This is a genomic window from Ciceribacter lividus (assembly GCF_003337715.1).
Taxonomy (GTDB): Bacteria; Pseudomonadota; Alphaproteobacteria; order Rhizobiales; family Rhizobiaceae; genus Allorhizobium; species Allorhizobium lividum.
The window spans coordinates 97,167-116,854 of sequence record NZ_QPIX01000012.1 but is presented as its reverse complement, the minus strand read 5'-3'; the positions used below and the strand labels follow the sequence as shown (position 1 = coordinate 116,854).

The 19,688-nt window shown below is 62.8% G+C and carries 20 protein-coding genes; 14 read left to right on the top strand and 6 right to left on the bottom strand.

What is annotated here, in order from left to right:
- Window positions 1–2: 2 nt before the first annotated feature.
- Window positions 3–1,403 (top strand): dihydrolipoyl dehydrogenase, encoded by a 1,401-nt coding sequence (gene lpdA / locus DFR48_RS19050; protein ID WP_114364800.1) that lies wholly within the window; start codon window positions 3–5, stop codon window positions 1,401–1,403.
- A 27-nt stretch (window positions 1,404–1,430) separates the two neighbouring features.
- Here the strand turns inward: lpdA and DFR48_RS19045 are convergent, their stop codons facing one another.
- The 6 genes from DFR48_RS19045 to DFR48_RS19020 all read right to left on the bottom strand — a co-directional run bounded on the left by DFR48_RS19045 (window position 1,431) and on the right by DFR48_RS19020 (window position 6,740).
- Complete coding sequence (locus DFR48_RS19045; RefSeq protein ID WP_114364799.1) at window positions 1,431–2,213, bottom strand: ABC transporter ATP-binding protein; 783 nt, start codon at window positions 2,211–2,213, stop codon at window positions 1,431–1,433.
- On the bottom strand, window positions 2,213–3,274 hold the full coding sequence (locus tag DFR48_RS19040; RefSeq protein ID WP_114364798.1) for a FecCD family ABC transporter permease: 1,062 nt from the start codon (window positions 3,272–3,274) through the stop codon (window positions 2,213–2,215). The genes DFR48_RS19045 and DFR48_RS19040 overlap by 1 nt, the downstream gene beginning before the upstream one ends.
- Complete coding sequence (locus DFR48_RS19035) at window positions 3,271–4,377, bottom strand: ABC transporter substrate-binding protein (protein ID WP_114364828.1); 1,107 nt, start codon at window positions 4,375–4,377, stop codon at window positions 3,271–3,273. The genes DFR48_RS19040 and DFR48_RS19035 overlap by 4 nt, the downstream gene beginning before the upstream one ends.
- A gap of 100 nt (window positions 4,378–4,477) precedes the next feature.
- Window positions 4,478–5,161, bottom strand: a complete 684-nt coding sequence (locus DFR48_RS19030; RefSeq protein WP_114364797.1) for a helix-turn-helix domain-containing protein — start codon at window positions 5,159–5,161, stop codon at window positions 4,478–4,480.
- A gap of 104 nt (window positions 5,162–5,265) precedes the next feature.
- Window positions 5,266–5,745 carry a hypothetical protein gene (locus DFR48_RS19025; RefSeq protein WP_245415663.1) on the bottom strand — a complete coding sequence of 160 codons (480 nt, stop codon included), beginning with the start codon at window positions 5,743–5,745 and terminating at the stop codon, window positions 5,266–5,268.
- Between the two features lie 56 nt (window positions 5,746–5,801).
- Window positions 5,802–6,740 (bottom strand): LysR family transcriptional regulator, encoded by a 939-nt coding sequence (locus DFR48_RS19020; RefSeq protein ID WP_114364796.1) that lies wholly within the window; start codon window positions 6,738–6,740, stop codon window positions 5,802–5,804.
- A gap of 119 nt (window positions 6,741–6,859) precedes the next feature.
- Here DFR48_RS19020 and DFR48_RS19015 point away from each other — a divergent pair, with 119 nt between their 5' ends.
- The 13 genes from DFR48_RS19015 to DFR48_RS18955 all read left to right on the top strand — a co-directional run bounded on the left by DFR48_RS19015 (window position 6,860) and on the right by DFR48_RS18955 (window position 19,681).
- Window positions 6,860–7,909 carry a class 1 fructose-bisphosphatase gene (locus tag DFR48_RS19015; RefSeq protein WP_114364795.1) on the top strand — a complete coding sequence of 350 codons (1,050 nt, stop codon included), beginning with the start codon at window positions 6,860–6,862 and terminating at the stop codon, window positions 7,907–7,909.
- 15 nt (window positions 7,910–7,924) lie between these two features.
- The gene (locus DFR48_RS19010) at window positions 7,925–8,797 is read left to right on the top strand and encodes a phosphoribulokinase (protein WP_114364794.1); all 873 of its coding nucleotides are present in this window, start codon (window positions 7,925–7,927) and stop codon (window positions 8,795–8,797) included.
- A 10-nt stretch (window positions 8,798–8,807) separates the two neighbouring features.
- Complete coding sequence (tkt, locus tag DFR48_RS19005) at window positions 8,808–10,817, top strand: transketolase (RefSeq protein WP_114364793.1); 2,010 nt, start codon at window positions 8,808–8,810, stop codon at window positions 10,815–10,817.
- Window positions 10,818–10,876: 59 nt separating this feature from the next.
- Window positions 10,877–11,959, top strand: coding sequence for a class II fructose-bisphosphate aldolase (gene fba / locus DFR48_RS19000; protein WP_114364792.1), 1,083 nt, complete (start codon window positions 10,877–10,879; stop codon window positions 11,957–11,959).
- Between the two features lie 24 nt (window positions 11,960–11,983).
- Window positions 11,984–13,363, top strand: coding sequence for a ribulose-bisphosphate carboxylase (locus DFR48_RS18995; RefSeq protein WP_114364791.1), 1,380 nt, complete (start codon window positions 11,984–11,986; stop codon window positions 13,361–13,363).
- 90 nt (window positions 13,364–13,453) lie between these two features.
- Window positions 13,454–14,137, top strand: coding sequence for a ribulose-phosphate 3-epimerase (rpe, locus tag DFR48_RS18990; RefSeq protein ID WP_114364790.1), 684 nt, complete (start codon window positions 13,454–13,456; stop codon window positions 14,135–14,137).
- 30 nt (window positions 14,138–14,167) lie between these two features.
- Window positions 14,168–14,728 carry a thioredoxin family protein gene (locus tag DFR48_RS18985; RefSeq protein WP_114364789.1) on the top strand — a complete coding sequence of 187 codons (561 nt, stop codon included), beginning with the start codon at window positions 14,168–14,170 and terminating at the stop codon, window positions 14,726–14,728.
- 252 nt (window positions 14,729–14,980) lie between these two features.
- Window positions 14,981–15,190: a hypothetical protein gene (locus DFR48_RS18980; RefSeq protein WP_114364788.1), complete on the top strand. Its 210-nt coding sequence runs from the start codon at window positions 14,981–14,983 to the stop codon at window positions 15,188–15,190.
- 45 nt (window positions 15,191–15,235) lie between these two features.
- Window positions 15,236–16,222 carry an ABC transporter substrate-binding protein gene (locus tag DFR48_RS18975; RefSeq protein WP_425359270.1) on the top strand — a complete coding sequence of 329 codons (987 nt, stop codon included), beginning with the start codon at window positions 15,236–15,238 and terminating at the stop codon, window positions 16,220–16,222.
- On the top strand, window positions 16,219–17,037 hold the full coding sequence (locus DFR48_RS18970; protein ID WP_374591234.1) for an ABC transporter permease: 819 nt from the start codon (window positions 16,219–16,221) through the stop codon (window positions 17,035–17,037). The genes DFR48_RS18975 and DFR48_RS18970 overlap by 4 nt, the downstream gene beginning before the upstream one ends.
- Window positions 17,003–17,746, top strand: coding sequence for an ABC transporter ATP-binding protein (locus DFR48_RS18965; protein ID WP_114364787.1), 744 nt, complete (start codon window positions 17,003–17,005; stop codon window positions 17,744–17,746). The genes DFR48_RS18970 and DFR48_RS18965 overlap by 35 nt, the downstream gene beginning before the upstream one ends.
- A gap of 11 nt (window positions 17,747–17,757) precedes the next feature.
- Complete coding sequence (locus DFR48_RS18960) at window positions 17,758–18,711, top strand: quinoprotein relay system zinc metallohydrolase 2 (RefSeq protein WP_114364786.1); 954 nt, start codon at window positions 17,758–17,760, stop codon at window positions 18,709–18,711.
- Between the two features lie 118 nt (window positions 18,712–18,829).
- Window positions 18,830–19,681: a quinoprotein dehydrogenase-associated SoxYZ-like carrier gene (locus DFR48_RS18955; protein ID WP_114364785.1), complete on the top strand. Its 852-nt coding sequence runs from the start codon at window positions 18,830–18,832 to the stop codon at window positions 19,679–19,681.
- Window positions 19,682–19,688 lie beyond the last annotated feature (7 nt).

Sequence of the window (19,688 nt, the reverse complement as noted above, 5' to 3'; positions counted from 1 at the left end):
TCATGAAGGAAATTTCCTGCAAGCTCCTTGTCATCGGCGCTGGTCCCGGCGGTTACGTCTGTGCGATCCGGGCCGGCCAACTCGGCGTCGATACGGTGATCGTCGAGGCGGGAAAGCCGGGGGGCACCTGTCTCAATGTTGGCTGCATTCCCTCCAAGGCGCTGATCCATGCGGCGGAGGAATACGAGAAGATCCGCCAAATGGCGGAGGGCCGGAGCCCGCTCGGCATTTCGTTGCAGGTGCCACCGAGCCTCGACCTCGCTGCGACAAGCGCCTGGAAGGACGGCATCGTCGGCCGTTTGAACACCGGTGTTTCAGGTCTCCTGCGCAAGGCACGGGTGAAGATCGTCCAGGGGCGCGCCGCCTTCCGGGACGGCAAGACCGTGGAGGTGCAGACCGAAACCGGGATGCAGGTGATCCGCGCGGAGATGGTCGTCATCGCGACCGGTTCCAAGCCGGTAGAGCTCCCCTTTCTGCCATTCGGCGGACCAGTCATCTCTTCGACGGAGGCGCTCTCGCTCACGGCACTGCCGAAAAAGCTGGTGGTGGTCGGCGGCGGCTATATCGGGCTGGAGCTCGGAACGGCCTTCGCAAAACTCGGAAGCGAGGTGACGGTCGTCGAAGCCACAGATCAGGTGCTTCCGCAATATGATGGAGAACTCGTCCGTCCTGTCCAGAAGCGCCTGCAGCAACTGGGGCTCCGCGTGCTGACGGGCGCGAAGGCGAAAGGCCTTGCCGGTCAGGGCGAGGCCTTGCTCGTCGAGACCGAGGACGGCAAGGAACATAAGCTGCAGGCCGACAAGATACTCGTCACCGTCGGGCGCCGGCCGAACACGGATATGTCCGGACTTGACGGGCTCGATCTCGACCGTTCTGGCCCATTCCTGCGCATCGACGACCAGTGCCGAACATCGATGCGCGGTGTCTTCGCCATCGGTGACATTACCGGCGAACCGATGCTCGCCCACCGCGCCATGGCGCAGGGCGAGATGGTTGCCGAGATCGCCTCGGGGCTGAAACGCGGGTGGGACAAGCGCTGTATTCCGGCCGTGTGCTTTACCGATCCGGAGATCCTCGGCGCGGGTCTGTCGTCGGACGAGGCGCGCCGCAACGGTCTCGAAGTGCGGGTGGGACAGTTTCCGTTCAGCGCCAACGGCCGCGCGATGACCATGCTCGCAGAAGATGGTTTCGTGCGGGTTGTGGCACGCGCGGACAACAATGTCGTGCTCGGGCTGCAGGCGGTCGGCGCCGGCGTATCCGAATTGGCAAGCGCCTTCGCACTCGCCATCGAGATGGGCGCCAGGGTCGAGGACATTGCCGCGACAGTCCACGCTCACCCAACTCGTGGGGAAGCCCTGCAGGAAGCAGCGCTCAAAGCACTCGGCCACGCCTTGCACATTTGATCTGCCTGAGGGGCCGAGCGATCCGCGTTACTGCGCGGCATCTGACATCGAGCCGGCTGCGGAGACGCCGAGTGGAACGACGACCGGCAGGCCGGAGCGGCAGCGCAGCACCTCCGCCTCGATCTGGTAGATCGAGCGGATGGCCGGCAGTGTCAGGACCTCTGACGAGGTTCCGTGGGACACGAGCGCACCGTTGTGGAGCAGCATTAGGCTGTCGGCATGGCGGGCCGCAAGATTGAGATCGTGGATGGCGATCAGGACGAGGGCGCCGGTTCGTTTCGCGTAGTCCTTGAGGAGGTCCAGCACGCCGATCTGGTGGCGCAGATCGAGTGCGCTGGTCGCCTCGTCCAGAATGAGCAGGCGCGGCTCGCGTATGAGCCTCTGTGCGAGGAGCACCATCTGCTGTTGCCCGCCGGAGAGCGTGGTCATGGGGCGTTCGGCCAGATGGTCGAGGCCGAGGGAGCAGAGGATTTCGGCCGCAGCCGAGAGATCATCCTCACCTACGTGCCAGCCGAGCTTTTCGTGGCGCCCGAGCAGCAGGACCTGCAATACGGACAACTCCGCCCGCACAGCGCAATATTGCGGCATGAAACCGACGGCGGCGCGGTCGACGGCCTGTCCGTTCCAGCGGATGGACCCCTTGTGAGGGATATCGCCGGCGATTGCTCCGAGGAGTGTGGACTTGCCCGCACCGTTCGGTCCGATGACGGCGACGAGCTGGGAGGGAACGAGAGCGGCCGAGAAATGGCTGACGATCGTTGTTCGACCACGCTCGACAGCCACTTTGTCCAGTATGAGACCTTTCCGCATCAGACGCCTCCACGACCGCGCCGGGCGATAACGGCGAACAGCACGGGCACGCCGGCAACCGCCGTAATGATGCCGACCGGGATGACCGCACCAGGTGAGATGAGTTTGCCGAAGACCGAGGCTGCGACCAGCATCGTCGCGCCGGCCAATGCGGCCATCGGCAGGGCGAACCGGTGATCCTCGCCGACGGCCGCTCTTGCTGCATGCGGGGCGATCAGGCCGATGAAGCCGATCGTGCCGACAAAGGAGACTGCGGCTGCCGTCATCAGGGCAACGAGCAGGAAGGTCTTCGTGCGGAGGCTCTCCACGGATAGCCCGAGGCTTGCGGCATTGGCGTCGCCGAGCCGCAAGACCGTCAGCTTCCACGAGTCGCGCAGCACGAAGGGCAAGACGAGCGCGAGCACCACGGAGAGAACTGCGACGCTGAGCCAGGTCGCCTTGAGCAGGCTGCCGAAGAGCCAGAAGACGATCTGCTGCAGGACCTCGGGTGAGGCGAGGAATTGCAGGAGAGATTGCATCGACTGAAAGAAGAAGAGCACGGCGATGCCGGCCAGCACCAGGATTTCCGGTGTCGCGCCGCGAAGCGATGCGATTGAATAGACGAGCGCGCAGGCGACAAGCGTCATCAGGAAGGCGGAAACCGGGACCACGAGAAGATCCGGAAGCGGCAGGAGCCCGCCGAACATGATCGCGAGCGCGGCTCCGAAACCGGCCGCGGCCGAAAAGCCGAGCGTGAAGGGGCTCGCAAGCGGATTGGAGAGAATGGTCTGCATCTGCAGCCCGCAGGTGCCGAGGCTGGCGCCGACGAGAGCGCCCATCAGCGTTTGCGGCATCCGCAGCTGCCAGAGAATGGTGGCGGCCATTGCATCGCTACCGTGCGGTCCGCCCAGCAAGGTGGCCCACACGGTCGAAACCGGCATCCCCGACGGTCCGGTCGCGAGATCGATGATCATGAAGGCAAGGAGGCTTGCGAATGCTCCCGCCAATGCTGTGAGCCGCAGAAGGGTTGCGCGGCGGTAACCGCCGCGCAACTTCTCGATCGCTGGTGCGTCCGCGGTCATTGACCCGGCGCCTGGTAGGGAAGGACGAAGACGCCGTCCGCCTTGATGGGCAGCCATGTTTCATAATAGTCCGCGAGGTTCTTCGCCGGGTGCACGTCCTTGAATGCCTCCGGATAGAGTTGCTTTGCTATGTACTGGGCGTAGACGTAGTCGGAGAGCGTCCGCGTGCCGCCGTGATAGATGGCGTGCACATTGCCGGAGGCGACCGCCGGCAGTTCCGACCAGCCGGGGCGGCCGAGATAGGCCTTCATTCTCTCCCGCGCGACGGTCGGATCGGCGCCGAAACCGACCGAGACGGCCTGCGGCTTGTTCAGCCATTCCGAACCGGCAAGAAAGATGACGTCGGGCTTCTGGGTCAGCACGTATTCCGGGCTGAGCGGTCCCCAGTTCTCGACCTGTCCCTTGGCGATGTTGAGACCGCCGAGCGAGTCGACCAGCGTGCCCCACATGCCGTTGCCATAGCTGTTGCCGACTTCCGAGGGTCCTTTCTGCGCAAGCTCCACATAGACCTTCTTGTTCGACGGACCGGCGGCCTTGATCCGTGTCGCAATGTCATCCATCGCCTCCTTGTAGTTGGCGACGAGCTTTTCGGCCCTGTCCTCCGAACCCATGACCTTGCCCAGAATAAGGGTCGACTGAATGTGCTTCTCGAGCGTCTGGGCGTTGTAGTCCAGTGTCACCACCGGAATACCGGCCTGCTCGATTTGATGCACGGTGTCGCCCATTGCGTCATAGGTCCAGGCGCCGAGGATCACGAGATCGGGCTTGGCGGCGATGACCTTCTCGGCGGAGAAGGTACCGTTCTCGGCGTCACCCACGTCCGGGATGTCGGCGATCGCGGGAATGGCTTCGAGATATTTCTCGAACTGTTTCGGGCGCCAGTCCTTCCAGGTGGAAAGCGAAAGTGCGACGACCTTGTCCATCGCTCCGGGGCCGACGACGGCCAGATAGTCCTCGTAGTAGAAATTGAGAACGACGCGTTTTGCGGGTGCGGCGAGCGTCACCTCACGACCCTTGACGTCCGTCACCTTGATCTCGGCCAGCGCGGGGCCGGCAAGGATCATCGCCAGCCCGGCGATTGCGCATTTGAGCAATGTCTTCATCAGAATAGTCCCCTGTGTTTGAAAGTAGTCACCGGCACCCGGCTTGATCCCGTTCCCCAACAGGCGTTTTCCGCGTGCCGGATGGTGCTGCCGGCTATGTTCACATCGAGCGGCACGTGCTGCCGACGTCGGCGATCTCCATCAGCGCTTCCCGATCCAGGATCGTGACGATTTCCGGATGGTCGAAATCGATCACCCCCCCGCGTTTGAGCTGGTTGAGGCAGCGACTGACGGTCTCGACCGTCAGTCCCAGCCAATCGGCGAGATCGGCGCGGGTGAGATAGAGCGTGAAGGTCACACGACGGCGTTTCGGCGATCTCGACGTCCGCGCGAACTGGCAGGAAAGATCGAGAACCGCGGAGGAGACCTTTTCCATGGCCGTTTTTCGACCGAGGAGAGTGGCGTGCGCCTGCGCCCGCCGCAGCATGAGGTGTATCTCCTGCTGGGCCTCGGCCGGTTCCAGGTTCTCGTCCAGCTGTTCGATGTGGCTGTAGGTCAGGCTTTCTGCCGAGCAGGGATTGCTGTCGCCGAGGGAGAGGCCGAAGAGACGGCCGGGACCCAGGATGTCGACGATCTGCCGGCGACCGTCGCGCAATGCCTGCGATATCGCCACGCAACCGTCGACGAGACGGTATGCCGGCGAACGGCGGAAACCCTCAAAGTAGATCGTCGTGCCGGGCGAAATGATCCGGCTTTGGGTGGAGCGCGCCTGCCGCGAGAACGGCATGACGAGTTCGGGCGGTGCCACGTGGGCCGCGTCCTTGGGAACGGAAATGTTGAGCATGATGGTGATTCCGGTCTTGGCCGGTCACCGCTCCTTCCGCCCATGCGGAGTCTTGGGGATCGCCGGCCATGTTGACGAAATCCGGGGCGCAAGCGCCACGGCGTTCAGGCAACGGAATCGGCGGGAGGTGCTCTCGGGGCCGCGTTCGGCGGATAGATCTGGCGATAGAACGCCTCGTAGCGGACAGGGAGGACGGCTTCTCCAACCTGTCGCGGCGGCCGGTCTGCGACATCGGCCGGCAAGGGCAGGATGATCGAGGCACTGATGATACAGGCCTCGCAACCGGTGCCGAAGGCTGTCCCGTGGTCATGGTCGCCGCCGTCCGTGGAGGGAAGGCAGAGTTCGGGAAGGGTACCGTCCGGCAATGTGTAGGCGGCGACTTCCTGTGGCGACAGGTTGGTGAAAACCTCGGGAACCTTGTGGGCAAACCCGACAAAAAACAGCGCGAGCGTGCACAGAACGTGCAGCAGGCCGCGTGTCATCTTGTGTCGGTTCGCCATCGCCCGTGAATCCTCGGTTCCCGTCAGGGATACCGCATAGGCGGCCCCGAAGGCAATGGTGCTGCCTGCGGCGGTTTGTTCCATCACGACTCGTGAAGATGCGGAGCCGGGATGGCCGTTGGTGCGGCCCCTCGTCGATCTTATTCCGTGACTTCCGGATAAAGCCGGTTGAAGAAGGGCAGGCACTGTGCGCCGCGACGGCGCAGAAAGTCCTGAAACGCCGTCATGGCGGGCGACAGGGTGCGATCTGTGCGCATCACCGAAAACCACTGGCGGCGAATCGGCATGCCGATCACATCGAGCATCGTCAGCTTGCCGTATTCCAGCTCCATCGCGATCGTGTGGGCGGAAATGAATGCGACGCCCAATCCTGCCATCACAGCCTGCTTGATGGTCTCGTTCGAGGCCATTTCCGTGCCGAGTTCGTCGAGCTTGCCCGGGATCTCGCTCAGGAAGATTTCGAGTGAGATGCGGGTACCGGAACCACGTTCGCGGATCAGGAAGTGTTCCCGCGCGATCTCCTCCTTGGTGATTCCGCGCTTTTCGGCAAGCGGGTGATCGGGCGCCGCGACCATGACAAGCGGATGGTCCCCGAAGATCGATGAACTCAGCGGCAGGTCCTTCGGTGGTCGTCCCATCAGCGCGATATCGATCTCGTGATTCTTGAGGCTCGAAATGATCTCGGCCCGGTTGCCGATCGAGAGCGTTATCGAAATGTCCGGATGCTCCTTCTTGAAAGTTGCCATCAGGCGCGGTGCGAAATATTTGGCGGTCGACACACAACCGAGCGTCAGCGTGCCGGCCCGCAGACCTTTGATCGCGTCGATCTCGTCATCGAGAAGCCGCAGCCGCTCCTCGACGGCGCGGGCGGCATCGACGAAGGCGTATCCAGCAGCCGTCGGGCGCAGGCCCTCGTTCGTCCGGTCGAAAAGGAGCAGACCGGCCCCCTCCTCCACCTGTTTCAACTGGATGGTGATCGCCGGCGGGGTCAGTCCGATTGCGTTCGCAGCGCCGGCAATGGTGCCGTGCTTCAAAACTGCTTCTATCGCTCGCAGGTTTTTCAGGGTCAGATTGCGCATAGCGTTGAAGCTTAAATATTTTTATCCACGACGTAAATATAATAAATTTTACTAAGTTCGGCATCTCTGTTTCGATACCTCCATGCCCGACAAGAGGAGTGGGCGGGGAGGATAGGACAATGGTTCCGGCGACTTTAGACGCCTTTCTGAGTTCCTACACTGCAGGCGGAGACCCGCTGAGGATTGCGGTTTCCCAAACGGTTCGGCAGCTGGCCCTGACCGCCACGGCGATGCGCAAGACCATTAACCAGGGCGCACTCGGCAGCGCGTTTGCCGGCCATCGCGGACGCTCCAACAGCGACGGCGACGCCCAGAAGGACCTCGACGTTCACGCCGACGACATGTTCATCGAGGCGATGCGGCAGGCGCCGGTCTGCCTCTATGGCTCGGAGGAACTGGAACACCCCGTCGTCCTCGATCCGGGCGCACCGATTGCCGTTGCGATCGACCCGCTCGACGGCTCCTCGAACATCGACACCAACGTCTCGATCGGCACGATCTTTTCGATCCTCCCTGTGGTCGGTGAACCGGTCAGCGAGCGACACGCCTCCTTCTTCCAGCCGGGAGGCGTGCAGCTCGCTGCCGGCTTCTTCATCTACGGTCCGCAGCTCGCGCTCGTACTGACGGTCGGCAACGGTACGCACGTCTTCGTCTTTTCGTCCCGACTCGGGACCTTCATGCAGGCCTACGAGAGCGTGGTGCTCGCGCCCAAAACCCAGGAATTCGCGATCAATGCCGCCAACTATCGGCACTGGGATGAGTCGGTTCGTCTCTATGTCGACGACTGTCTCAAGGGAACGGAAGGTCCGCGAGAAAAGGAGTTCAACATGCGCTGGATCGCTTCGCTCGTCGCCGAAACCTACCGTATCCTGATGCGCGGCGGCGTGTTTCTCTATCCCGGCGACAGGCGCAAGGGCTATGGCGAGGGTCGTATCCGGCTCGTCTACGAGGCCAACCCGATCGCTTTCCTCATCGAACAGGCAGGCGGTGCGGCAACGGATACGGTCAATCGGATCCTGGATCTGACGCCGCAGAGCATGCACCAGCGCGTGCCGCTGGTCTTCGGCTCGGCGCGCGAAGTACATCGGATCGCCCGCTACCATACGGACCCGAGCTTCATCGGCGAGCGTGCGCCTCTCTTCAACAATCGCGGCTTGTTCAGGGCCTGACGGGAGGCGATGCGGATGTCGACCAAGCACCCGATCATATCGATCACCGGCTCCTCCGGCGCCGGCACGACCTCGGTGAAGCGGATATTCGAGCAGATCTTCCGGCGCGAAAACATCGAAGCGGCCTTCATAGAAGGCGATGCCTTCCACCGCTACGACCGCCAGGCCATGAAGGTGAAGGTCGCCGAAGAGCAGGCGAACGGCAATCCCAACTTCACCCATTTCAATGCCGAGGCGAACGAGCTCGAGCTGCTTGAGCAGGTCTTCGACGAATACTCCCGCCGCGGCTCTGGCCGGACCCGAACCTACATCCACGACGACGAGGAGGCCGCGCAATACAATGCCCCGGCAGGCACGTTCACGGAGTGGCGGGAATTCGGCCCGAGTGATCTCCTCTTCTACGAAGGGCTGCATGGCTGCGCGGTGACCGAGAAGGTCAATCTCGCACGCTTCGGCGACCTGAAGATCGGGGTCGTTCCGGTCATCAATCTCGAATGGATCCAGAAGATCCACCGGGACCGGGCGACACGCGGCTATTCGACCGAGGCCGTCATGGATGTGATCCTGAGGCGCATGCCGGACTACGTCCGGTACATCACGCCGCAATTCACGCAGACCGATATCAATTTCCAGCGTGTGCCCATCGTTGACACGTCGAATCCGTTCGTCGCACGCTGGATCCCGACGGCGGACGAATCCATGCTCGTCATCCGCTTCGCGAAGCCGCGGGGTATCGATTTTCCCTATCTGCTGTCGATGATCCACGATTCCTTCATGTCGCGGGCGAATTCGATCGTCGTTCCCGGCAACAAGCTCGATCTCGCCATGCAGCTCATTCTGACGCCGCTGATCCTGCAGCTGATCGAGCGTCGCAATCGCGCATCCTGAGGAGGAACCCATGCAAGAACGAGCCCTGAAGACGAGCCCCGAGCCGATGGAGGTGAGTGATCGCGACATGGCGAACGCCGTCCGTGCGCTGGCCATGGATGGCGTGCAGCGGGCGAATTCCGGTCATCCGGGAATGCCGATGGGCATGGCGGATGTTGCGACGGTCCTCTTCACGCGATTCCTCAAGATCGACCCCGCTCATCCCGATTGGCCGGATCGTGACCGCTTCGTCCTTTCGGCGGGGCACGGTTCCATGCTGCAGTATGCGCTACACTATCTCGTCGGCTATCCGGACATGACGGCCGAGGAACTCAAGCGTTTCCGGCAACTCGGAGCCAGGACAGCCGGCCACCCGGAATATGGCCATGCCAGCGGCATCGAGACGACGACAGGTCCGCTCGGTCAGGGCATCTCGACCGCGGTCGGAATGGCGCTCGCCGAACGCCTCGCCAATGCCCGCTTCGGAGACGAACTCGTCGACCACTACACCTATGTGATTGCCGGCGACGGGTGCCTCCAGGAGGGGATCAGCCACGAGGCGATCGATCTCGCGGGCCATCTGCGGCTTTCCCGACTGATCGTGCTCTGGGACAACAATTCGATCTCGATCGATGGTCCGACGAACCTCTCCACGTCGCTGGACCAGCTTGCACGCTTCACGGCCGCCGGTTTCGATGTTCAGGACGTCGACGGACACGACTTCGAGGCGGTCGAACGGGCGATTGCCCGCGCACGGCAATCCGATCGGCCGTCGCTCATCTCCTGCCGAACGGTGATCGGCAAGGGCGCTCCGAACCTGCAGGGTTCGGAGAAGACCCATGGCGCGCCGCTCGGCGAGGCGGAGATCGCAGCCGCTCGCGAGCTGCTTCAGTGGCCGCATGCGCCGTTCGAGGTACCGGAGGCGATCCTCGATCGCTGGAGCGAGGTTGCCAATCGCGGCGGAGAGGCCCGACGCCGTTGGTCGGCGCGGCTCGAGGCGTCACCTGAGGCCGAAGTCTTCCGGAGAACGCTGCGGAAGGAATTGCCGGACACGCTTTTCGAGGCGCTCGACGCTTTCCGCCGTGAGCACGTCGAGAAGGCGACCAAGGTTGCGACCCGCAAGGCCTCGGAAATGGTGCTCGGGGTCGTCAACAACCTCACCGACCTGACGATCGGTGGTTCGGCTGATCTCACGCATTCCAACCTGACGGTCACCAAGGGTATGGAGGATGTCGCCGCGAAGGACTTTTCCGGTCGCTACATCCACTACGGCATCCGCGAGCACGGCATGGCGGCCGCCATGAACGGATTGGCGCTGCATGGCGGGATCATTCCCTATGGTGGCACTTTTCTGGTCTTTTCCGATTACGCCCGCGGGGCCATGCGGCTGTCGGCGCTGATGGGGCAGCAGGTCATCTATGTGATGACTCATGATTCCATCGGCCTCGGCGAGGACGGGCCGACCCATCAGCCGATCGAGCATCTCGCGATGCTGCGGGCGACGCCGAACCTCACCGTCTTCCGGCCCTGCGACATTGTCGAGACGGCCGAATGCTGGGAGATCGCATTGAGGCAGCAGGACCGGCCGAGCGTGTTGGTCCTGTCGCGCCAGAACCTGCCGATGCTGCGGCTCGGCCACAGCTCGACAGCTCCGGCTGTGCTCGGCGCCTATGTCTTGAGAGAGCCGGGGACGGCGCGGGACGTCACGCTGCTCGCCACGGGATCGGAGGTGGAAATCGCCTGCGCCGCGGCCGAACGCCTTCAGGCCGATCACGGCATCGCAGCGGCGGTCGTGTCGATGCCGTCCTGGGAACTTTTCGAAGAGCAGACGCCTGAGTATCGCCGCTCGGTGCTCGGCACGGCGCCGCGCGTGGCCATCGAGGCGGCGTGCCGCCTCGGCTGGGATCGCTACATCGGCGAGAACGGCGCTTTCATCGGAATGAACGGCTTCGGCGCGAGTGCACCGGCGCCGGAGCTTTATCGTCATTTCGGCATTACCGCCGAGGCCGCGGAGGAGGCTGCTCGCAGGCTGGTGCGCTAGCTGGTCATCGTCGCCGCATGCAGCGGTAGTTGAAACTCGCGTGAAAGGATCACGAACCCATGGCAAGGATTACACTGCGGCAACTGCTCGATCACGCCGCCGAACGCGGCTACGGCGTGCCGGCATTCAACATCAACAACATGGAACAGGGCCTCGCGATCATGGAGGCCGCGAAAGCCTGTGACGCGCCCGTCATCATTCAGGCGTCGCGCGGTGCCCGCACCTACGCCAACGACATCATGCTTGCGAAGATGATCGACGCGCTCGTCGAGATCTACCCCGACATCCCCGTGTGCATGCACCAGGACCACGGCAACGACGAGGCGACTTGCATGACCGCGATCCGCCACGGCTTCACCTCGGTGATGATGGACGGCTCGCTATTGGCCGACGCCAAGACGCCCGCCTCCTACGAATACAATTTGGAAATCACCGAGCGTGTCGCCCGCATGGCCCATTGGGTCGGCGCCTCGGTCGAAGGCGAACTCGGCGTGCTCGGCTCGCTCGAGACCGGCGAGTCCGAGGCCGAGGACGGCCATGGCGCCGAGGGCAAGCTCAGCCACGACCAGTTGCTGACCGATCCCGACCAGGCGGTCGATTTCGTCACCCGCACCAAGGTCGATGCGCTGGCGATTGCATGCGGCACCTCGCACGGTGCCTACAAGTTCACCCGAAAGCCGACCGGCGACATCCTCGCGATGCGTGTCATCGAGGAAATTCACGCAAAGCTGCCGAACACACATCTCGTGATGCACGGTTCGTCCTCCGTTCCGCAGGAACTGCAGGACGTCATCAACAGGTACGGCGGCGAAATGCCCCAGACCTTCGGTGTTCCTGTCGAGGAAATTGTCCGCGGCATCAAGCACGGTGTGCGCAAGGTCAACATCGACACCGATTGCCGCATGGCGATGGCCGGTCAGTTCCGCAAGGTCGCGATGGAACGGCCCGGGGAATTCGACCCGCGCAAGTTCCTGAAGCCGGCGATGGATGCGATGCGCGATCTTTGCCGGGATCGCTTCGAGGCCTTCGGTACGGCCGGAAATGCCTCGAAAATCAAGGTCATTCCGATGGACGAAATGGCCAAGCGCTACGCTAGCGGAAAGCTCGATCCGCAAATCGCTGTCCGGGCCGCGGCCGAATAGCCTCCAACCAAGAGGAGATGAACAATGGACCAGTCCAACCGTTATGCCGATCTGAGCCTGACCGAAGAGATGCTCATCGCCGGAGGAAAACACGTTCTTTGCGCGTATATCATGAAGCCGAAGGCCGGCCATGGCTATGTCGAAACAGCGGCGCATTTCGCGGCCGAGTCGTCGACGGGCACCAATGTCGAAGTTTCGACGACGGACAATTTCACCCGCGGTGTCGACGCCCTCGTCTACGAGGTCGACGAGAAGAATGAGCTGATGAAGATTGCCTACCCCATCGAGCTCTTCGACCGCAACATCATCGACGGACGGGCAATGCTGGCCTCGTTCCTGACGCTCACCATCGGCAACAACCAGGGCATGGGCGACGTCGAATATGCCAAGATGCACGATTTCTACGTGCCGCCGGCCTATCTGAAGCTGTTCGACGGGCCGGCTACGACGATCAAGGATCTGTGGCGCGTTCTCGGCCGTCCGGTGGTCGACGGCGGGTTCATCGTCGGCACGATCGTCAAGCCGAAGCTCGGGCTGCGTCCGGAACCGTTCGCGCGGGCATGCTATGATTTCTGGCTCGGCGGCGACTTCATCAAGAATGACGAGCCGCAGGGCAACCAGCTCTTCTCGCCCTTCAAGGAAACGATCCGGGCGGTTGCCGACGCGATGCGGCGCGCGCAGGACAAGACCGGCGAGGCAAAGCTCTTCTCGGCCAATATCACTGCCGACGACCATTACGAAATGCTGGCGCGCGGCGAGTTCATCCTCGAGACCTTCGCGGAAAACGCCGACCACGTCGCCTTCCTCGTCGACGGCTATGTTGCGGGTCCTGCAGCGATCACGACGGCGCGGCGCAACTTCCCCAGGCAGTACCTGCACTATCACCGCGCGGGCCACGGGGCGGTGACCTCGCCGCAGTCGAAGCGCGGATACACGGCGTTCGTCCTTTCGAAGATGGCGCGGCTCCAGGGCGCCTCCGGCATCCACACCGGAACCATGGGCTTCGGCAAGATGGAGGGCGAGGCGGCCGACCGGATCATGGCCTTCATGATTACCGACGACAGCGCCGACGGGCCGTACTTTCATCAGGAATGGCTCGGCATGAACCCGACGACGCCGATCATCTCCGGAGGCATGAACGCGCTTCGTATGCCGGGCTTCTTCGCCAATCTCGGCCATTCGAACCTGATCATGACGGCCGGCGGCGGCTCCTACGGCCACATAGACGGGCCGGCGGCGGGCGCGAAATCGCTCCGTCAGGCGGAGCAATGCTGGAAGGAAACCGCCGATCCGCTTGAATTCGCCAAGGATCACCACGAGTTCGCCCGTGCCTTCGAGAGCTTCCCGCATGACGCCGACGCGCTTTTCCCCGGCTGGCGGGGACCGCTCGGCATTGCGGCCTGACGTGCGGGATCAGCCGCGCAAAACACCAATAGAATCCTGTGGCCGGAAAATCCGACCGCAGGCACTTATCCGACGGCAGGAGAAAAGCCTATGTCCACCATCATCGCCCCTTCCGTGCTTTCCGCTGACTTCTCCCGCCTCGGCGACGAGGTCGAGGCCGTTGTGCAGGCAGGCGCGGACTGGATTCACCTGGACGTCATGGACGGCCATTTCGTGCCTAACATCACCTTCGGCCCACCGGTCATCAAGGCGATCCGCAACCGCACCGATGCGGTGTTCGACTGCCATCTGATGATCGCGCCAGCCGATCCCTATCTCGAAGCCTTTGCCGAAGCCGGCTGCGACATCATCACGGTCCATGCCGAGGCGGGTCCCCATCTCGACCGCTCGCTGCAGGCGATCAGAGCACTCGGGAAGAAGGCCGGTGTTTCGCTCAACCCGTCGACGCCGGAAAGCGTCATCGAATACGTGCTCGACCGTGTCGATCTCGTTCTGCTGATGACGGTCAATCCCGGCTTCGGCGGCCAGGCCTTCATTCCCGCCGTTGTCGAGAAGGTCCGTCGTGTGCGGGCTATGATCGGCAACCGGCCGATCCATATCGAGATCGACGGCGGGGTCACACCTGTAACCGCGCCGCTGGTGGCGGCCGCGGGCGCCGACGTGCTCGTGGCAGGTTCGGCGATCTTCAAAGGGAGTGACAAGGCGGCCTATACGGACAATATTAGAGCGATCCGCGCGGCGGCGGATGCGGCGCTCGGGCAGAAAGCCGCCTGATCGTACCTGGATGTCTTGCGAGGATATCGGATGGCTGCGACGACCACCCCCTTGTGCGACTTTGGCTGGAAGGCCGTGGATGCAAAGCTTCCCGCGGTCGATGGCCGGACCTTGTCCATCCTGGAGCTGGCAGGACCGCGGGGACTCGTCGTCGCGTTCATCTGCAACCACTGCCCCTATGTGCGGGCGGTGATCTCCCGCATCGTCAGGGATGCCCGCGATCTGGCTGGCGTCGGGATCGGGTTCGTCGCGATCAGCTCCAATGACGCACTCGCCTATCCGGAGGATTCCTTCGAAAACATGAGGCGTTTCGCGGCCGAGCACACGCTACCTTTTCCCTATCTTTACGACGAGGATCAGTCGGTGGCCCGGGTTTACGGCGCCGCCTGTACACCGGACTTCTTCGGGTTCAACGCCGCCGGCGAGCTACAGTACAGGGGGCGCCTCGATGCGTCGCGGAAGGAAGCCGTCGATCAAGGCCTGCGCCGCGATCTCTACGAGGCCATGCTGGAGGTCGCGAGGACCGGCTGCGGTCCAGCGGAGCAACAGGCGTCTATCGGGTGTTCGATAAAATGGAAGACGCCGGCGTGAATGCCGCTTAGACACCGGAAAGTTGTCGCTACTGTTCACCTCAACTCACTGTGGCATGTGACAGCCGGAAAAGTGACTTGCCGTGTCTTCTTGGTCAACCGGTATAGGTGTGGCTGGGCAATTGACGGGGAAACCCGATGGCCTTAACCTCGTTCCTGTTTCTTATCCGGGCACCGTGAGAAATCTGACGTGATAGCGACGGCCCTCTTCCACGGAGGGGGTGGGATTTGTCGTCGATACGGAAGGTGCGACATGGATATCATCAACCTCGTCATGACGATCTGCCTTGCGGCTTCGCCCGGCGAATGCCGCGAGCAAAGCCTGCACTTCGAAGCTTCCGGCAGCTTGTTGAATTGCCTGTTTCTCGCGCCGACGCACATCGCGAAATGGTCTGAGGAGCATCCGAACCTGCGTGTCGTGAAGTGGCGGTGCGCCTACCCCTCACGGGACATCAACATCTAGGAAGACGGAAGCCGGTACACTTGCGGCTCAACAAGAGGTGAGGGAATGCGGAACATGCTTTTCTGGTGCCGTCGGTCGGTGCTCGTAGCCTTGGTGTGCGTCGGGCTGATCCCGCCCCTCGGCGCAAGAGCCGCCGAAACTGTCAGGGTGGGCGTTCTCAAGTTCGGGACCGTCAACTGGGAACTCGACACCATCAAGCACCACAAGATCGGCGAGAAGCACGGCGTCGACGTCGACGTCCGGTTCTTCGCCGGGGAAGATGCGACGAGCGTCGCGCTCATGGCCGGGGAGGTGGACTTCATCGTCTCCGACTGGCTGTGGGTTTCCCGCCAGCGCGCATCTGGTGAAGACCTGACGATGTTCCCCTACTCGACCTCCGTCGGCGCTCTCATGGTGCCATCCGAGTCACCGATAAAGAGCCTCGCAGACCTCAAGGGAAAGAAGATCGGTGTTGCCGGCGGACCGATCGACAAGAGCTGGCTGCTGCTGCAAGGGCTTGCGCGAAAGGAAAAGACCGGTGACCTCGCCGCCGACAATGACATCGCGTACGGTGCGCCCCCGCTGCTTGCAGAAAAGGCACAGCAGGGCGAACTCGATGCCGTGCTGAATTTCTGGCACTACTGTGCCCGTCTGGAAGCTGCCGGCTTCCGGCGGCTGGTGAGTGCGAACGACGCCGCCGAGGCGCTCGGAGCGTCCGGGCCGGTATCCGCCCTCGGTTACATTTTCCATGAGAGCTGGGCGAAAGCGCATCCGGACGCAATCGCCGGATTTATGGCCGCGAGTGCCGAAGCCAAGGCGCTGCTGGGCAGTTCCGACGAGGAATGGTTGCGACTCGCGCCGATCATCAAGGCCGACGGACAAGCACTCACGGTGCTGCGCGATCGCTATCGCGAAGGCATTCCGAACCGGGCAATTGAAGACGAGGAGAAGGATGCCGCCGCGCTCTACGCGGTCCTTGCGGACCTCGGCGGAGAGAAGCTCGTCGGCTCGTCGAAGACGCTCATGCCCGGGACGTATTGGAGGGCCAAGTGACCACGGTTCCTGACCGGTCGACCTCCTCCTCGCCGGAACATGCCGTAGGTCGGCGCCGTGGCTTCGGTGTCCCGGCGATGACGGCGGCGGTCTCCTTCGCGAGCCTGGTTTTGGTCTGGCATGTCACTGCGACGGTCTGGCCCAGTCGATCATTCCCCGTTCCCGCCGATGTACTGAGGGCGTTTTTGCGCGAGGTCGCGACGGGTGAACTCCCCCACCACCTCGGCGTGACGCTCTGGCGGGTGGCTGCCTCCTTCTCGCTCGCCATGGTGATCGGATCGGCGATCGGTATCTATCTCGGCGGCCATCGACGGGTCGATGCGTTTCTTCAACCCTGGGTGATCCTCTTCCTCAATATTCCGGCGCTGGTCATCATCGTCCTTGCCTATATCTGGTTCGGCCTCAACGAAGCGGCGGCGATTGGTGCCGTCGCGGTCAACAAGATCCCGAATGTCATCGTCACCATGCGCGAGGGAACACGCGCGCTCGACCTGCGCTATTCGGAGATGGCGCAAGTCTACCGTTTCAGCGCGTTCGCGCGGTTCCGGCATGTACTGCTTCCACAATTACAGCCCTACCTTGCCGCAGCAGGGCGCTCGGGCATCTCGCTCATCTGGAAGATCGTCCTGGTCGTCGAACTGCTCGGGCGTTCAGACGGGGTCGGCTTCCAGATCAACCTCTATTTCCAGCTTTTCGACGTCGCGACGATTCTCGCCTACACGTTGACCTTCGTTGCCGTCATGCTCTTCATCGAACTGGTGGTGGTACAGCCCATTGAACATGCATCCATCCGTTGGCGCCGGCGCACGGCTTGAAATCGACATCGAGCGAAAGGCATTCCGTGCCGCCTCCGGCGAGACGCTGGAGGTGTTGCGCGACCTGCACATCGAGGTGGAGGAGAACGAGTTCGCCTGCGTGATCGGCCCCTCCGGCTGCGGCAAGACGACCACACTCAGGGCGCTGCTCGGTCTCGACCGTGACTTCGAGGGCAGCATTCGCTTGCCTGGCACCGAGGACCCGCGCGTGGGTGTCGTATTCCAGGAACCCCTGCTGCTCCCCTGGCGGACGGTCGAGGCGAATGTCAGGCTCGCACTACCCACGGCGCTGCGCGACAAGAATCTCGATCAGCTGTTTTCCATGCTCGGCCTTTCGACAATGCGGTCGTTCTTTCCGGGGGAGCTTTCTCTCGGCCTTGCCCGTCGGGCGGCGATCGCGCGGGCACTGGCGATCGAGCCGGGTCTGCTGGTGCTCGACGAGCCCTTCGTTTCCCTCGACGAGGCTACGGCAAACCAGCTGCGCCGCATGCTGGCGGTGGCGTGGTCGGAGCGGCCGATGACGACCTTGATGGTAACTCACAACTTACAGGAAGCGATCCTGCTCGCAGATCGGATCATTGTTCTCTCGTCTCGTCCCTCGCGCGTCACCGGGGTGTTCCTGATCCGGATTCCACGCGAGATGCGCAGCGAGCAGGTCAGAAGCGATCTGATGCGCTCCTTCCGGGAGAAATTCTCCGATCACGGATGAGGAGAGAGCCGATGGTAAACCTGCCGAACCGCCGCCGCATCTTGAGGACGGGTGTTTGGCTCGGCTTGTCATCACTGGTGCCGTCTGCGCGTCTTCACGCAGCCGAAACGGCCCTGCCGACACGCGAGGTCGCAGAGGGCATCCATGTTTTCGGCGGCAGGCACGAGCTGATGCGTGCCGCCAACAAGGGGGAGATCTGCAATGTCGGTTTCATTGTCGGAAAGGACGCCGTTGCCGTTATCGACAGCGGCGGAAGCGTTGTCGAGGGGCGCGCACTGATTGCAGCCGTCCGTGCCGTGACCAACCGGCCCATCCGCTATCTCGTCAATACCCACATGCATCCCGACCATATTTTCGGAAATGCTGCGTTTGCGGAAATCGGCGTGCAGATCGTCGGTCACCATAACCTGCCGAGGGCGCTCGCGAACCGCGGATCTTTCTATCTCGCGAGCTACCGCGATGCGATGGGGAGCGATCTCATGGCGGACATCCGCATCGCGGCTCCCGACGTGCTGGTGGAGGTGGAACGGCAACTGGACCTCGGCGGGCGGACGCTCGTTCTCAGGGCCTGGAAGCCTGCCCATACGGACAATGATCTCACCGTGCTCGACACGGCCACACGAACCCTCTTTGCCGGCGACCTCTGCTTCATGGAGCATCTGCCGACCCTTGACGGATCGATCCGTGGCTGGATCGAGCAGCTCGAACCCCTTGCCGGAATCAGGGCGTCGCAAGTTGTTCCCGGACATGGGCCGGTGGCGGCGAAGTGGCCGCAAGCCCTTGATGATGAAAGGCGATACTTTGCCGCGGTCGTCAGGGACGTCCGCAAAGCCATTGCCGGCGGCGTTCCGATGGGCGAGGCCATCGGAACGGTTGCCGAAGACGAACGTGGCCGCTGGCGGCTCTTCGACGAGCATAACCCTCGCAACGCCACGGCTGCCTTTGCTGAACTGGAATGGGAATAGCGTCGCCGCGCCGCACGGTCGGTCGCACTGCTGTCGGAACCGTGATTTGCCGGCGCATGGGCCTTGGTGCTAATATGGACGCTGCCGGGCACCGCCAATTTCTGTGGTGGAGGCAGACATGACTGGACATCGCCTTGACTTGCTGACGCGACGTGAGGTCGCCACGGCGCTTTTCGTCTTCTCGCTCTGTGCGGCTGGCAGTATGCCTATGCCGGCTCGGGCGCAATCCCCGGCGACGACGGCAACGTGGGATGGTCTCAAGACCGACATTTTCGGGAACCGCACGATCGAAGCGGCCGAGGGCATCGTCACCATCGAGGCGCCTGCACGCGCCGAGGATGCTGCCATCGTGCCGATAGACCTGCATTTCGAAAATCGAAGCGGGGAAGCGGCCATCAAGGCGGTGACCTTGGTCATTGACGAGAATCCGTCTCCCGTCGCCGCGACCTTCACCTTCGGCAAGGATGCCGGCGTCACGCATCTCGCCACCCGCGTCCGCGTCGATTCCTATTCGTATGTACGAGCGATAGCGGAGACGGGGGACGGTAAGCTTTACATGACGCAAGCCTTCGTCAAGGCCTCCGGCGGTTGCGGTGCTCCGGCGAGCAAGAACCAGGACGAGGCGATGGCCTCGCTGGGCAAGATGAAGCTCCGGATATTCCCGACGCAGTCGGGTGGTGCCGACTTGTCGAAGGCGGCGGATGTGCAGCTGATGATCCGTCATCCGAACAATTCCGGCCTGCAAATGGATCAGATCACACGCTACTACATTCCCGCGCATTTCGTTCACGACCTGACGATTTCCCAGGGGGACAGGCTGATCCTGAAGATGGAGGGCGGCATCTCCATCTCCGAGGATCCGAACTTTCGCTTCCAGTTCGACGCGAGGCCGGGTGAGGAGATCAAGGTCGAGGCGACCGACACGGAAGGCCAGGTATTCAAGGGGCATTGGCCCCTCGATCCAGCCTGACAATGCG